Annotated in this window: 10 protein-coding genes and 2 tRNA genes; 10 read left to right on the forward strand and 2 right to left on the reverse strand. The window is 64.8% G+C overall.

Annotated elements, in window-relative coordinates; all coding sequences use genetic code 11:
• Positions 1-51 precede the first annotated feature (51 nt).
• The 3 genes from gltX to IHD13_RS07230 all read left to right on the forward strand — a co-directional run bounded on the left by gltX (position 52) and on the right by IHD13_RS07230 (position 1,944).
• Positions 52-1,530: a glutamate--tRNA ligase gene (gene gltX / locus IHD13_RS07220; protein WP_195860366.1), complete on the forward strand. Its 1,479-nt coding sequence runs from the start codon at positions 52-54 to the stop codon at positions 1,528-1,530.
• Between the two features lie 238 nt (positions 1,531-1,768).
• Positions 1,769-1,844: transfer RNA gene (locus tag IHD13_RS07225), tRNA-Ala, on the forward strand.
• Between the two features lie 24 nt (positions 1,845-1,868).
• Positions 1,869-1,944: transfer RNA gene (locus tag IHD13_RS07230), tRNA-Glu, on the forward strand.
• 501 nt (positions 1,945-2,445) lie between these two features.
• Here IHD13_RS07230 and IHD13_RS07235 read toward each other — a convergent pair.
• On the reverse strand, positions 2,446-3,327 hold the full coding sequence (locus tag IHD13_RS07235; protein ID WP_195860367.1) for an NAD(P)-dependent oxidoreductase: 882 nt from the start codon (positions 3,325-3,327) through the stop codon (positions 2,446-2,448).
• An 80-nt stretch (positions 3,328-3,407) separates the two neighbouring features.
• Positions 3,408-4,694, reverse strand: a complete 1,287-nt coding sequence (gene gltA / locus IHD13_RS07240; RefSeq protein ID WP_146801628.1) for a citrate synthase — start codon at positions 4,692-4,694, stop codon at positions 3,408-3,410.
• 399 nt (positions 4,695-5,093) lie between these two features.
• On the opposite strand from gltA, the gene sdhC reads away from it, so the two are divergent.
• The 7 genes from sdhC to lpdA all read left to right on the forward strand — a co-directional run bounded on the left by sdhC (position 5,094) and on the right by lpdA (position 14,476).
• Entirely contained in the window at positions 5,094-5,471 is a 378-nt protein-coding gene (gene sdhC / locus IHD13_RS07245) for a succinate dehydrogenase, cytochrome b556 subunit (protein WP_326838323.1), read from the forward strand.
• The gene (sdhD, locus tag IHD13_RS07250) at positions 5,465-5,812 is read left to right on the forward strand and encodes a succinate dehydrogenase, hydrophobic membrane anchor protein (RefSeq protein WP_195860369.1); all 348 of its coding nucleotides are present in this window, start codon (positions 5,465-5,467) and stop codon (positions 5,810-5,812) included. Before sdhC ends, sdhD begins: the two co-directional genes overlap by 7 nt.
• Before the next feature lie 3 nt (positions 5,813-5,815).
• Positions 5,816-7,588: a succinate dehydrogenase flavoprotein subunit gene (gene sdhA, locus IHD13_RS07255; RefSeq protein WP_195860370.1), complete on the forward strand. Its 1,773-nt coding sequence runs from the start codon at positions 5,816-5,818 to the stop codon at positions 7,586-7,588.
• 15 nt (positions 7,589-7,603) lie between these two features.
• Entirely contained in the window at positions 7,604-8,308 is a 705-nt protein-coding gene (locus tag IHD13_RS07260) for a succinate dehydrogenase iron-sulfur subunit (protein WP_195860371.1), read from the forward strand.
• A gap of 276 nt (positions 8,309-8,584) precedes the next feature.
• A complete protein-coding gene (locus IHD13_RS07265; protein WP_195860372.1) occupies positions 8,585-11,419 on the forward strand; it encodes a 2-oxoglutarate dehydrogenase E1 component in 2,835 nt (944 codons plus the stop codon).
• 42 nt (positions 11,420-11,461) lie between these two features.
• Positions 11,462-12,991 (forward strand): 2-oxoglutarate dehydrogenase complex dihydrolipoyllysine-residue succinyltransferase, encoded by a 1,530-nt coding sequence (gene odhB / locus IHD13_RS07270; protein WP_195860373.1) that lies wholly within the window; start codon positions 11,462-11,464, stop codon positions 12,989-12,991.
• Between the two features lie 48 nt (positions 12,992-13,039).
• Positions 13,040-14,476, forward strand: a complete 1,437-nt coding sequence (gene lpdA / locus IHD13_RS07275) for a dihydrolipoyl dehydrogenase (protein ID WP_195860374.1) — start codon at positions 13,040-13,042, stop codon at positions 14,474-14,476.
• The last annotated feature ends 32 nt before the right edge of the window (positions 14,477-14,508 follow it).

Consider the following 14,508-nt stretch of genomic DNA (forward strand, 5'->3'; position numbering starts at 1 on the left):
TGCGTATAATCGCCCACCAGGACATCACCTCTCTAGCCAATGGATTCCGAGATGACCGTACGTACCCGTATCGCGCCGTCCCCCACCGGCGACCCCCATGTGGGCACCGCCTACATCGCCCTGTTCAACCTCTGCTTCGCCCGCCAGCAGGGCGGTCAGTTCATCCTGCGCATCGAGGATACCGATCGCGAGCGCTCCACCCCGGAGTCGGAGCAGATGATCCTCGACTCCCTGCGCTGGCTGGGCCTGGAGTGGGACGAGGGGCCCGACGTGGGTGGCCCCCATGGCCCCTACCGCCAGAGCGAGCGGGGCGATATCTATGCCGAGTATGCCCGGCAGCTGCTGGACGCCGGCCACGCCTTCAAGTGCTACCGCACCAGCGAGGAGCTCGACGAGCTGCGCGAGTCGCGCAAGGCCGCCGGCCTGCAGATGGCCCTCAAGCCCGCTGACCTGGCCCTGCCCGAGGAGGAGGTGGCGCGCCGTGAGCGGGAGGGCTGGCCCTATGTGGTGCGCATGCGAGTCCCCACCGAGGGCACCTGCCGGGTCAAAGACCGCCTGCGTGGGGTGATCGAGGTGGACTGGGCCCAGGTGGATGCCCAGATCCTGCTCAAGTCCGACGGCATGCCCACCTACCACCTGGCCAACGTGGTGGACGACCACCTGATGGGCATCACCCATGTGCTGCGCGGCGAGGAGTGGATCAACTCGGCGCCCAAGCACCAGCTGCTCTACGAGTACTTCGGCTGGGAGATGCCGGAGCTGTGCCATATGCCGCTGCTGCGCAACCCGGACAAGTCGAAGCTCTCCAAGCGCAAGAACCCGACCTCCATCAACTACTACCGGCGCATGGGCTTCCTGCCCCAGGCGGTCACCAACTACCTGGGCCGCATGGGCTGGTCGATGCCCGACGAGCGGGAGAAGTTCTCCCTCGACGAGATGATGGCCCACTTCGACGTGGAGCGGGTCTCCCTGGGTGGCCCGGTCTTCGACCTGGAGAAGCTGACCTGGCTCAACGGCCTCTATATCCGCGAGGACCTGGACGATGCCGCCTTCCTCCAGGCGCTGCGCGACTGGGCCTTCAACGAGGCCTATGTGCGGGAGATCCTCCCCCAGGTGCGCCCGCGGGTGGAGACCCTCTCCGAGGTGATGCCGCTGGCGGGCCACTTCTTCTCCGGCCTGCCGGCCATCGACGAGTCCAGCTTCGCGAGCGTCAAGCTGGAGCGCGACGAGCTGGTGCGCCTGCTGCAGTTCCTGGTGTGGCGCCTGGAAGGCGTCTCGCGCTGGGACAAGGAGAGCCTGCTGGTAGAGGTCAAGGCCCTGGCCGAGGTCTTCGAGCTGAAGATGAAGGCCTTCCTGGCCCCGGTGTTTATCGCCGTGACCGGCTCCGCCACCTCCACCTCGGTGCTGGATGCCATGGCGATTCTCGGCTCGGACATGACCCGCGCCCGGTTGCGCCACGCCATCGCCGTGCTGGGCGGCGTCTCCAAGAAGCAGGCCAAGCGCCTCGAAAAAGAGTACAACGAGCTGTAAGCCACCGGTTTCGCACGGAGCTTGAAGCCTTCAGCTTGAAGCTGGAAGAACAACCGCCTCCGAGGTCTTGCCTCGGAGGCGGTGCCATTTAGGCTGCTATCCAGCTTCCAGCTTCCAGCTTCCAGCTTCCAGCTTCCAGCTTCCAGCTTCCAGCTTCCAGCTTCCAGCTTCCAGCTTTAAAAAGGTGTTGACGAAGATGAGGGGAATCAGTATTATACGCCTCGTCTTAACGAGATGCGGGGCCTTAGCTCAGCTGGGAGAGCGCAACACTGGCAGTGTTGAGGTCAGCGGTTCGATCCCGCTAGGCTCCACCAACATCTCGAGAGTCTGGAAGATGCGTCCCATTCGTCTAGTGGTCTAGGACACCGCCCTTTCACGGCGGTAACAGGGGTTCGAACCCCCTATGGGACGCCACTTTCCACACCACCCCAAGCAAGACCGGCGCCGAAAGGCGTTTTTTTTGTCTCTCGATTCCGGGTCGGCCCCGATCCACGCGGGAGCTTTCCGGCCAGCTTTCTCCTCGAATTCTCCCTTCTCGGGCTTGACAACCTTCTCGAGTTGTCCACCTCGGCTGTCATTCTTCTGTCATCCTGTGCACAACCCGGCGGCGACCCGCATGGTTGCGGCAATTCTTATTTTATTTGTTTAAAATCAATAGCTTATAAATGGCTAAAAATTGAGCAATCTAAGCGTAACCCCCTTGTCATGGCGTCTGCTGAGCCTTGTCTCAAGGTTGTGAACAGTGTTATCCACAGATTATGTGGACAAGCGCCGGGGTGGGGGTAAGTCGTGCCGGCGTGGAAGTTTCGTGGGAATCCAGGCGCCGGGCGGGCGGGGGTTGTGCGGGGGCTATGCGGGGGCTATGGCGAGGGGGAATCGGCGTGATCGGGAGGGGGGATCCCCTCCCTCGGGACGTCAGTCGCGTTGCAGTCGCTTGAGCAGCGACGAGGTATCCCAGCGGCCGCCCCCCATCGCCTGGACGTCGCCATAGAACTGATCCACCAGGGCGGTCACTGGCAGGCGAGCCCCCAGCTCCCGGGCCTGGTCGAGGCAGATGGCCAGGTCCTTGCGCATCCAGTCCACCGCGAAGCCGTGGTCATAGTCGCCCTCGATCATGGTGCGGTGGCGATTGTCCATCTGCCAGGAGCCGGCGGCGCCCTGGGAGATCACCTCGATCACCCGCTGCGGGTCCAGGCCCGCCTTGTCGGCCAGGTGCAGCCCTTCCGCCAGGCCCTGGACCACGCCGGCCACGCAGATCTGGTTGACCATCTTGGTGAGCTGGCCACTGCCGGCGGGGCCCATCAGGGTCACCGCCTTGGCGTAGTGGGTCAGGGTCGCCTCGACCCGGGCGAAGGCCGTGGCCTCGCCGCCGCACATGACGGTCAGGGCGCCGTTCTCGGCGCCCTGCTGGCCGCCGGAGACCGGGGCATCGAGGAAGTCGATGCCGGCCTCGCGACAGGCGGCGTCGAGCTCCTGGGCCAGGCTCGCCGAGGCGGTGGTGTGATCGACCAGCAGGCTGCCCGGGGCCAGGCCTTGCAGGGCGCCATCCTCGCCGGTGGTCACCTGGCGTACATCATCGTCATTGCCGACGCAGACCAGCACCAGGTCGGCGCCGCTGGCGGCTTCCCGGGGCGTGGGGTGGTGGCTGCCGCCATGCTCGGCGACGAAGGCCTCGGCCTTGTTGGCGCTGCGGTTGTAGACGCGGACCGAGAGGCCCGCCCTGGCCAGGTGGCCGGCCATGGGGTAGCCCATGACGCCCAGGCCGATAAAGGCGACGGTGGCGATGGTGGATGACATGGTAAGGCTCCTCTGTGTGACGGGGGAAACACAGAAGGCCGCCCGGGGGCGGCCTTCTGTGGTCTGCGTTACGCTAGCGCTTACTCGGTGGGGTAGTCGCGTTGCGGATGACCGATGTAGAGCTGACGCGGGCGGCCGATCTTGTAGTCGCCGCTGATCATCTCGTGCCAGTGGGAGATCCAGCCGATGGTGCGCGACATGGCGAAGATCACCGTGAACATGTTGGTGGGGATGCCGATCGCCTTGAGGATGATGCCGGAGTAGAAGTCGACGTTGGGGTAGAGCTTGCGCTTGACGAAATACTCGTCCTCGAGGGCGATCTCCTCCAGGCGCTTGGCGATGCGCAGCTGCGGGTCGTCGGCCAGGCCCAGCTGGCCCAGCACCTCGTCGCAGGTCTCCTTCATCACCTTGGCGCGGGGGTCGAAGTTGCGGTAGACCCGGTGGCCGAAGCCCATCAGGCGGAAGGGATCGTCCTTGTCCTTGGCCTTGTCGATAAAACGCTGGATGTTCTCCTCGGAGTCGTCGCCGATCTCGTCGAGCATGTTCAGCACCGCCTCATTGGCGCCGCCGTGGGCGGGGCCCCAGAGGGCGGCAATGCCGGCGCTGATACAGGCGAAGGGGTTGGCGCCGGTGGAGCCGGCCAGGCGCACCGTGGAGGTGGAGGCGTTCTGCTCGTGGTCCGCGTGGAGCATGAAGATACGATCCATGGCCTTGGCGAAGACCGGATTGATCTGGTACTCCTCGCAGGGGTTGCTGAACATCATGTAGAGGAAGTTCTCCGCGTAGCTCATGTCGTTACGCGGATAGTTGAAGGGCTGGCCGATGTTGTACTTGTAGCACATGGCCGCCAGCGTCGGCATCTTGGCGATCAGGCGGATGGCGCTGATCTGCCGGTCCTCCTCGCGGGTGATGTCCAGGTGGTCATGGTAGAAGGCCGCCAGGCCGCCCACCACGCCGCACAGGATCGACATGGGGTGGGCGTCGCGACGGAAGCCCTTGTAGAAGTTGGCCAGCTGCTCGTGGACCATGGTGTGGTTGCGGATGGTGCGCTCGAAGGTCTGGTACTCCTCCTTCGAGGGGCGCTCGCCATTGAGCAGCAGGTAGCAGAGCTCCACGTAGTTGGAGTGCTTGGCCAGCTGGTCGATGGGGTAGCCGCGGTGCAGCAACACGCCCTTGGCGCCATCGATGTAGGTGATGGCGGATTGGCAGGAGGATGTGGCCATGAAGCCGGGGTCGTAGGTGAAGACGCCCTCGGCGCCCAGGCCGCGAACGTCCACCACGTCGGGGCCGACGGTGCCGGAATAGACAGGCAGCTCGATTACCTTGTCCAGCCCTTCGATCGTCAACTGCGCTTTCCTGTCAGCCATGCCGGCCTCCTCTATCTCTTTCGTTTCGGACGATAAGTCGTTGTCTCGCTTGCCATGCTGGCGTAAAAAGTTCGCCCACTATAGAAGCGTGTCGGGGATTGTCAATTAGCCGAAAGGCCCCTTGATTATACCGCTGGGGATTCTTGTATGGTATCTGTATAGATGTTGCTGCCCTGCATCATTGTGCGCTTCTGGTGGTGGCGGTCAAGGCTAAACCATGGTCGTGTTCGATACGGTTAGGTTTGTCATGGTTAGCCCTTGTCCCTATAATCCACCCCGCGCGACTGGCAGGAATGGAGTCGTGCCGACTTGGCAAACGGCCGAGCCCTTCCTCAAAACCACCGCCCGCTTGGGCCTTGCCCCAACCAGGAAGCGGGCCAAGAGAGTGTGTATAGAGCCGTGAATAGCAAACGACCCGTAAACCTCGACCTGACGACGATCAAGATGCCGCTCCCGGCGCTGACGTCGATCACCCACCGCATCACCGGCATCATCCTCTTCATTGGGCTGATCTTTGCCTTCTGGGCGCTGGATAAGTCGCTCTCCTCCCCCGAAGGATTCGACGCCGTCAGTCATGCCCTCTCCAATAACTTCCTCGTCAAGCTCATCGCCTGGGGACTGCTGTCGGCCCTGGCCTACCACTTCGTGGCCGGCATCAAGCACCTGCTGATGGACATGAATATCGGCGTGACCCTCGAGGGTGGCTTGAAAAAGGCACAGGCCACCGTGGTCATCAGTGCCGTCCTGATCATTCTGGCGGGAGTCTGGGTATGGTAACCAACATCACAAGCTTCGGCCGCAGCGGCCTCTCCGACTGGCTGATCCAGCGCGTCTCCGCGCTGATCCTGGCCGTCTACACACTCTTCATGGTCGGCTATCTGCTGTTCAACCCGGGCCTCGACTATGCGGCCTGGAGCGGGCTCTTCTCCGCCACCTGGATGCGCATCTTCTCGCTGCTGGCCTTCGTCTCCCTGGCGGCCCACGCCTGGGTGGGCCTGTGGACCGTGACCACCGACTACCTCAAGGCCACCGCCCTGCGCCTCGTCGTGCAGGTCGTGATCATCCTGGCCATCTTCGTTTTTCTGGTGTGGGGCATTCAAGTCCTGTGGGGAGCCTGATCCATGTCTAACATGCGTAGCCTGACCTTCGACGCAATCATCATCGGTGGCGGTGGCTCCGGCCTGCGAGCCGCCCTGGAGCTGGCCAAGTCCGGCAAGAAGACCGCGGTGCTCTCCAAGGTCTTCCCGACTCGCTCCCACACCGTCTCCGCCCAGGGCGGCATCACCTGCGCCATCGCCTCCGCCGATCCCAACGACGACTGGCGCTGGCACATGTACGACACCGTCAAGGGCGGTGACTACATCACCGACCAGGACGCCGCCGAGTACATGTGTTCCGAGGGCCCCAAGGCGGTCTTCGAGCTGGAGCACATGGGCCTGCCGTTCTCGCGCTTCGACAACGGCCGCATCTACCAGCGTCCCTTCGGTGGCCAGTCCAAGGACTTCGGCAAGGGCGGCCAGGCGGCCCGCACCTGTGCCGCCGCCGACCGGACCGGTCATGCCCTGCTGCACACCCTTTACCAGAACAACCTGAAGAACAACACCACCTTCCTCAATGAGTGGTTCGCGGTGGATCTGGTCAAGAACGCCAACGGCGACGTGGTGGGTTGCATCGCCATGTGCATCGAGACCGGCGAAGTGGTGCACGTGAAGTCCAAGGCCACCGTGCTGGCCACCGGCGGTGCCGGTCGTATCTACGCCTCCACCACCAATGCCCTGATCAACACCGGTGACGGCATCGGCATGGCCCTGCGTGCCGGCTTCCCGATGCAGGACATGGAGATGTGGCAGTTCCACCCCACCGGTATCTACGGCGCCGGCACCCTGGTCACCGAGGGCTGCCGCGGCGAGGGTGGCTACCTGGTCAACAAGGATGGCGAGCGCTTCATGGAGCGTTATGCCCCCAACGCCAAGGACCTGGCCGGCCGCGACGTGGTGGCCCGCTCCATGGTCATGGAGATCCTCGAGGGACGCGGCTGCGGCGAGCACGGCGATCACGTCTTCCTCAAGCTCGATCACCTGGGCGAGGAAGTCCTCGGCAAGCGCCTGCCCGGCATCGTCGAGCTCTCCAAGACCTTCGCCCACGTGGACCCGGCCAAGGAGCCGATCCCGGTGGTGCCCACCTGTCACTACATGATGGGCGGTATCCCCACCAACGTTCACGGCCAGGCGATCATGCAGGACGCCGACGGCAACGACCAGATCGTCAACGGCCTGTTCGCCTGTGGCGAGGCGGCCTGTGTGTCGGTGCACGGCGCCAACCGCCTGGGTGGCAACTCCCTGCTCGACCTGGTGGTCTTCGGTCGCGCCGCGGGCATGTTCATCGAGAACGCCCTGAACGAAGGCATCGAGTACCTGGACGCCTCCGAGTCCGATATCGAGTCCGCCATGGCGCGCATGAACCGCTGGAACGAGTCCTCCGGCGGCGAGTCCGTGGCCGAGCTCAAGCGCGAGCTGCAGGGCATCATGCAGAATGCCTTCGGTGTCTTCCGTCAGGAGGACAACATGCAGGAAGGGGTGCGGCAGCTGGCCGAGCTGCGCGGGCGTATCGCCAACGCGCACCTGGAGGACAAGTCCAACGCCTTCAACACCGCCCGTGTCGAGGCCCTGGAGCTGGACAACCTGATGGAAGTGGCCGAGGCCACGGCGATCTCCGCCCTGGAGCGCAAGGAGAGTCGCGGTGCCCACTCCCGCTACGACTACCCGGACCGTGACGACGCCAACTGGCTGAAGCACTCGCTCTACTTCCCGGCCGAGAAGCGGCTTGCCAAGCGCGACGTCAACTTCGCGCCCAAGACCGTCGACACCTTCGAGCCGAAAGTCCGTACCTACTAAGGGGAGCCACGATCCATGCTTCAGGTATCCGTATACCGCTACAACCCGGAGACCGACTCCGCGCCCTATATGCAGGAGTTCCAGGTCGACACCCAGGGCCGCGACGTCATGGTGCTGGACGTCCTGCACATGATGAAGGAGCAGGACAACGGCCTGGCCTACCGCCGCAGCTGCCGCGAGGGGGTGTGTGGCTCCGACGGCATGAACATGAACGGCAAGAACGGCCTGGCCTGTATCACCCCGCTCTCCGAGGTGGTCAAGGACAACAAGCTGGTGCTGCGACCGCTGCCGGGCCTGCCGGTGGTGCGTGACCTGGTGGTCGACATGGGGCTGTTCTACAAGCAGTACGAGCGCATCCAGCCGTACCTGCAGAACGACACCCCGGCGCCGGCCATCGAGCGCCTGCAGTCGCCGGAGGACCGCGACAAGCTTGACGGCCTCTACGAGTGCATCCTGTGCGCCTGCTGCTCCACCTCCTGCCCGTCGTTCTGGTGGAATCCGGACAAGTTCGTCGGCCCGGCCGGCCTGCTGCAGGCCTACCGCTTCCTGGCCGACTCCCGCGACGAGGCGACCCGCGAGCGCCTCTCCGAACTGGAGGATCCGTTCTCCGTGTTCCGCTGCCGCGGCATCATGAACTGCGTCTCGGTGTGCCCCAAGGGCCTCAACCCGACCCGGGCCATCGGCAAGATTCGCGAGATGTTGCTGGCCAATGCCACTTAAATCCGCGCCTCTTGCTTGGTATCATGGGCGCCGCCCGGTAACTGCGACCCGGTGTCGCAGTTACCCCGGCCCCGTCGAGGTCAGCCGGTGCCCAGTGCGCCGGCTTTCTTCGAACGATCATCAGGCAGGTTGTGCCGGAAACGATAATAAGTGGCCTGTTTGCAAGCTTAAGTGCCGGAAGGATGAACCGCCCGCCGGCAGGGCACCAGGAACGCCGATGCGGCGACCCCCGTGTCAGGCGCCGACAACACCCCATCAGTGCAGGGTGACCGAGAGATGCAAGAAGGCATAATGGAGTTGATGTGGCGCACTTCCCACATGAGTGGTGGCAACGTCCACTATGTGGAAGCGCTCTACGAGCAGTACCTCGTCGATCCCAATGCTGTCCCCGATGAGTGGCGCAACTATTTCGACCAGTTGCCCCGCCCCGAAGGCAGCTCCTCCCAAGACGTCCCCCTTAGTCCGATCCGTGACCAGTTCTATCAGCTAGCCAAGACCCGACGCCCCGCCCAGGCCGCCGCCTCCGGCGACAGCGGCGACAGCAAGAAGCAGGTCAAGGTCCTCCAGCTGATCAACGCTTACCGCTTCCGTGGCCATCAGCGCGCCAAGATCGATCCCCTCGATCTGCGCAGCCCGACCCCGGTGCCCGACCTGGATCTGGCCTTCCACCAGCTGACTTCCGCGGACCTGGACACCGAGTTCCAGACCGGCTCGCTGTTTATCGGCAAGGACGAGGCGCCCCTCAAGGAGATCGTCGAGTCCCTGGAGCAGACTTACTGCCGTGCCATCGGCTGTGAGTTCATGCACATCGTCGATACCGAAGAGAAACGCTGGCTGCAGCAGCGCTTCGAATCGGTGCGCAGCGCGCCCAAGTTCAGCCCCGAGGTGCGCAAGCACGTGCTGGAGCGGCTCACCGCCGCCGAGGGCCTGGAGAACTACCTGGCCTCCAAGTACCCGGGCACCAAGCGCTTCGGCCTGGAGGGCGGCGAGTCCTTCATTCCGATGATGGACGAGCTGATCCAACGTGCCGGCGGCTACGGCACCAAGGAAGTGGTGATCGGGATGGCCCACCGTGGCCGCCTCAACCTGCTGGTCAATATCCTCGGCAAGAGCCCCTCCGAGCTGATCGAGGAGTTCGACGGCAAGAAGGTCATCGAGCACGGCTCCGGCGACGTCAAGTATCATCAGGGCTTCAGCTCCAATGTCATGACCCCGGGCGGCGAGGTGCACCTGGCGCTGGCCTTCAACCCCTCGCATCTCGAGATCGTCTCGCCGGTGGTGGAGGGCTCGGTACGCGCTCGCCAGGATCGCCGCAACGATGGCGACGGCACCAAGGTGCTGCCGATCAATGTGCACGGGGACGCGGCCTTCGCCGGTCAGGGCGTGGTCATGGAGACTTTCCAGATGTCCCAGACCCGCGCCTACAAGACCGGCGGGACGCTGCACCTGGTGATCAACAACCAGGTCGGCTTCACCACCTCCAATCCCCTGGACACTCGCTCCACCGAGTACTGCACCGACATCGCCAAGATGGTCCAGGCGCCGATCTTCCACGTCAACGGCGACGACCCGGACGCCGTGCTGCATGTCGCCCAGGTGGCGCTCGACTATCGCATGCAGTTCAAGAAGGACGTGGTCATCGACCTGGTGTGCTACCGCCGCCGCGGTCACAACGAGGCCGACGAGCCCTCCGGCACCCAGCCGATGATGTACGGCAAGATCAAGAACCACCCCAGCTCCCGGGCACTCTACGCCAAGCGCCTGGTGGAGCAGGGCGTGCTCTCCGAGGACGAGACCAAGCAACTGGTCGAGACCTATCGGGAAGACCTGCTGGCCGGCAATCACGTGGCCAACGCCCTGGTCAAGGAGCCCAACAAGTCGCTGTTCGTCGACTGGGCCCCCTACCTGGGCCACGAGTGGACCGGCGACGCCGATACCACCGTCGACATGAAGCGCCTGCAGCAGCTGGCCGCCAGGATGTGCGAGATTCCCGACGGCGTCAGCGTCCAGCGTCAGGTGGCCAAGATCTACGAGGATCGCCGCAAGATGCAGGCCGGCGGCATGGCCCTGAACTGGGGCTTCGCCGAGACCCTGGCCTACGCCACCCTGCTCGACCAGGGGCACCCGATCCGCATCACCGGCCAGGACGTGGGCCGCGGCACCTTCTCCCACCGCCATGCGGTGGTGCACAACCAGAAGGACGGCAGCACCTACGTGCCGCTGGAGCATATCGCCGACGGTCAGCCGCGCTTCACCATCCACGACTCCTTCCTCTCGGAAGAGGCGGTGCTGGCGTTCGAGTACGGCTACGCCACCACCATGCCCAGTGCGCTGATCATCTGGGAGGCGCAGTTCGGCGACTTCTTCAACGGCGCCCAGGTGGTAGTGGACCAGTTCATCTCCTCCGGTGAGACCAAGTGGGGCCGGCTGTGCGGCCTGACCATGCTGCTCCCCCACGGCTACGAAGGGCAGGGCCCCGAGCACTCCTCGGCGCGCCTGGAGCGCTTCCTGCAGCTGTGCGCCGAGCACAACATGCAGGTCTGCGTTCCGACCACCCCGGCGCAGATCTTCCATCTGCTGCGCCGCCAGGTGATCCGCCCGCTGCGCAAGCCGCTGGTGATCATGTCGCCCAAGAGCCTGCTGCGTCACAAGGAGGCCACCTCCAGCCTGGAGGAGCTGGCCTACGGCAAGTTCCAGATGGTGCTGCCCGACCAGGGCAAGCTCGAGGCGGAGAAGGTCAAGCGCGTGGTGCTCTGTGCCGGCAAGGTCTACTACGACCTGGCCAACTACCGGACCGAGCAGGAGCGCGACGATACCGCCATCGTGCGCCTGGAACAGCTCTACCCCTTCCCCAAGGAGGAGCTCTACCAGGCCCTCAAGTCCTACCCCAACCTGGAGCAGGTGGTGTGGTGTCAGGAAGAGCCCCTCAACCAGGGCGCCTGGTACTCCAGCCAGCACCATATGCGGGCCGTCGCCGACATGCTGGCCAGCAACCTGGGCGGTTCGCTCAAGTTCGCCGGTCGTCCCGCCTCGGCGGCCCCCGCCGCGGGCTATATGTCGGTACACGTTGAACAGCAGCGCCAACTGGTGGACGACGCCTTCAATCTGTAAGGCGCCCACCGGACGAGAGAACACACAAGGGAAACGACCAAGATGGCAACCGAGATCAAAGCGCCTACCTTTCCTGAGTCCGTTGCCGAAGGCAGCGTGGCGGCCTGGCACAAGCAGCCGGGCGACAGCGTCGAGCGCGACGAGCTGATCGTCGAGATCGAGACCGACAAGGTGGTGCTGGAAGTGCTGGCCCCCGAGGCCGGCACCCTGAGCGAGATCAAGGCCGAAGAGGGCGACACCGTGGCCTCCGAGCAGGTGCTGGGCACCCTCGGCGCCGCCGGCGCCAAGGCCGAGGCGAAGAGCGAGGCCAAGGAGGACGCCGCCCCCGCCGCCAAGGCCGAGGCGCCTGCCGCTTCCGGCCAGCAGCACGAGGTGAAGGCGCCGACCTTCCCCGAGTCGATCCAGGAAGGCACCGTGGCCAGCTGGAGCAAGCAGGTCGGCGAGGCGGTCAAGCGCGACGAGGTGCTGGCCGAGATCGAGACCGACAAGGTGGTGCTGGAAGTGGTCGCCCCGGCCGATGGTGCCCTGGTGGAGATCAAGGCCGAAGAGGGCAGTCAGGTGGCCTCCGAAGCGGTGCTGGCGATCTTCGCCGAGGGCGCCGGTGGCGCTGCCGCGCCTGCCCCCGCCGAGGCCAAGAGCGAGGCCGCGGACGAAGGCGCCGACGAGAAGGTCGGCGACAAGATCCTGGCCCCGGCGGCTCGCAAGCTGGTGGCCGAGCATGACCTGGACGTGGCCAAGATCGATGGCACCGGCAAGGGCGGCCGCATCCTCAAGGAGGACGTGCAGCGCGCCATCCAGGCCGGCAACGCCAAGAAGGCCAAGGCCGCCGCGGCGCCGGCCGCCCCGGCCGCGGCCCCGGTGGTCGAGGGCGAGCGCCCCGAGAAGCGTGTGCCGATGAGCCGCCTGCGTCAGACCATCGCCAAGCGCCTGGTCCAGGCCCAGCAGACCGCCGCCATGCTCACCACCTACAACGAGGTGGACATGAGCGCGGTCATGGGTCTGCGTGCCCAGTACAAGGACACCTTCCTCAAGGCCCACGACACCAAGCTCGGCTTCATGGGCTTCTTCGTCAAGGCCGCCACCGAGGCGCTCAAGCGCTTCCCGGACGTCAACGCCTCCATCGACGGCAGCGATATCGTCTACCACGGCTACCAGGACATCGGCGTGGCGGTCTCGACCCCGCGCGGCCTGGTGGTTCCCGTCCTGCGTGACACCGCCACCATGTCGCTGGCCGACGTGGAGAAGGGCATCGTCGACTTCGGCAAGCGCGCCCGCGACGGCAAGCTGGGCATCGACGAGATGCAGGGCGGTACCTTCACAATTACAAATGGGGGCATCTTCGGCTCACTGATGTCGACGCCGATTCTGAATCCGCCGCAAACCGCCATCCTGGGCATGCACAAGATCCAGGAACGACCCATGGCGGTGAACGGCAAGGTCGAAATTCGTCCGATGATGTACCTGGCGCTCTCCTACGACCACCGCATGATCGACGGCAAGGACGCGGTACAGTTCCTGGTCGCCGTCAAGGATCTGCTGGAGGATCCGGCACGCCTGCTGCTGGACGTCTAAGCGCCATCTACCGGACTCAAACGCGAACCGATCAACAGGAAAGATTCAATGGCCGATAAATTTGATGTGATCGTCATCGGTGCTGGCCCCGGCGGCTACGTAGCCGCCATTCGTGCCGCCCAGCTGGGGCTGAAGACCGCCTGTGTCGAGAAGTGGATCGGCAAGGAAGGCAATGTCGTTCACGGCGGCACCTGCCTGAACGTGGGCTGTATCCCGTCCAAGGCGCTGCTCGAGGCCTCCCACAAGTTCGTCGAGGCGCAGCACGACTTCGACGACATGGGTATCCAGGCCAGCGACGTCCAGATGGACGTCAAGAAGATGATGGCCCGCAAGGACAAGATCGTTAAGAACCTGACCGGCGGCATCGCCGGCCTGTTCAAGGCCAACGGCGTCACCGCCCTGGAAGGCGCCGGCAAGGTGCTCTCCGGCAAGCAGGTGGAGGTCAGCAAGGATGGCGAGAGCGCCGTCTACGAGGCCGACCACATCGTCATCGCCTCCGGCTCCGTGCCGGTGGAGATTCCGCCGACCCCGCTCACCGAGGGCCTGATCGTCGATTCCACCGGCGCCCTGGAGTTCCAGGAAACGCCCAAGCGCCTCGGCGTGATCGGCGCCGGCGTGATCGGCCTGGAGCTGGGCAGCGTGTGGAACCGCCTGGGCTCCGAGGTCACCGTGCTGGAGGCCATGGACTCCTTCCTGCCGATGGTCGATAGCGCCATCGCCAAGGAGACCCAGAAACTGCTCAAGAAGCAGGGCATGGACATCAAGCTGGGTGCCCGGGTCACCGGCTCCGAGGTCAAGGGCGACGAGGTGGTGGTCAAGTACACCGACGCCAAGGGCGAGCAGGAGCAGGTCTTCGACAAGCTGATCGTCTGCGTGGGCCGCCGTCCCTACACCCAGGGCCTGCTGGGCGACGACGCCGGCGTCAAGCTGGACGAGCGCGGCTTCATCTTCGTCGACGACCAGTGCCGCACCAGCGTGCCGGGCGTCTACGCCATCGGCGACGTGGTGCGTGGCCCGATGCTGGCCCACAAGGCTTCCGAAGAGGGCATCATGGTGGCGGACATCATCGCCGGCCATAAGGCCGAGATGAACTACGACGCCATCCCCAGCGTGATCTACACCTTCCCGGAAGTGGCCTGGGTCGGCATGACCGAGCAGGACGCCAAGGCCCAGGGCATCGAGGTCAAGACCGGTGCCTTCCCGTTCGCCGCCAGCGGCCGCGCCATGGCCAACAACGCCACCGAGGGCCAGGCCAAGATCATCGCCGATGCCGAGACCGACCGCATCCTGGGCATGCATATCGTCGGCCAGCATGCCGGCGAGATGATCGCCCAGGGCGTGATCGCCATGGAGTTCGGCTCCAGCGCCGAGGACCTGGCGCTGACCTGTTACGCGCACCCGACCATGTCGGAAGCGGTCCATGAAGCGGCACTCGCCGTCGAAGGCCACGCCATCCATATGGCCAACCGCAAGAAGCGCAAGTAAGACAACAAGCGCCGCCGACGAGCGGCGCGGCG

This window comes from Halomonas sp. 328 (assembly GCF_015645095.1).
In the GTDB taxonomy this organism is placed as follows: Bacteria; Pseudomonadota; Gammaproteobacteria; order Pseudomonadales; family Halomonadaceae; genus Bisbaumannia.

Excerpts from the sequence above, each read along its gene's own strand:
- gltX (WP_195860366.1), top strand. The coding sequence starts at position 52 with ATGACCGTACGTACCCGTATCGCGCCGTCCCCCACCGGCGACCCCCAT.
- IHD13_RS07235 (WP_195860367.1), bottom strand. The coding sequence starts at position 3,327 with ATGTCATCCACCATCGCCACCGTCGCCTTTATCGGCCTGGGCGTCATG.
- gltA (WP_146801628.1), bottom strand. The coding sequence starts at position 4,694 with ATGGCTGACAGGAAAGCGCAGTTGACGATCGAAGGGCTGGACAAGGTA.
- sdhD (WP_195860369.1), top strand. The coding sequence starts at position 5,465 with ATGGTAACCAACATCACAAGCTTCGGCCGCAGCGGCCTCTCCGACTGG.
- sdhA (WP_195860370.1), top strand. The coding sequence starts at position 5,816 with ATGTCTAACATGCGTAGCCTGACCTTCGACGCAATCATCATCGGTGGC.
- IHD13_RS07260 (WP_195860371.1), top strand. The coding sequence starts at position 7,604 with ATGCTTCAGGTATCCGTATACCGCTACAACCCGGAGACCGACTCCGCG.
- IHD13_RS07265 (WP_195860372.1), top strand. The coding sequence starts at position 8,585 with ATGCAAGAAGGCATAATGGAGTTGATGTGGCGCACTTCCCACATGAGT.
- odhB (WP_195860373.1), top strand. The coding sequence starts at position 11,462 with ATGGCAACCGAGATCAAAGCGCCTACCTTTCCTGAGTCCGTTGCCGAA.
- lpdA (WP_195860374.1), top strand. The coding sequence starts at position 13,040 with ATGGCCGATAAATTTGATGTGATCGTCATCGGTGCTGGCCCCGGCGGC.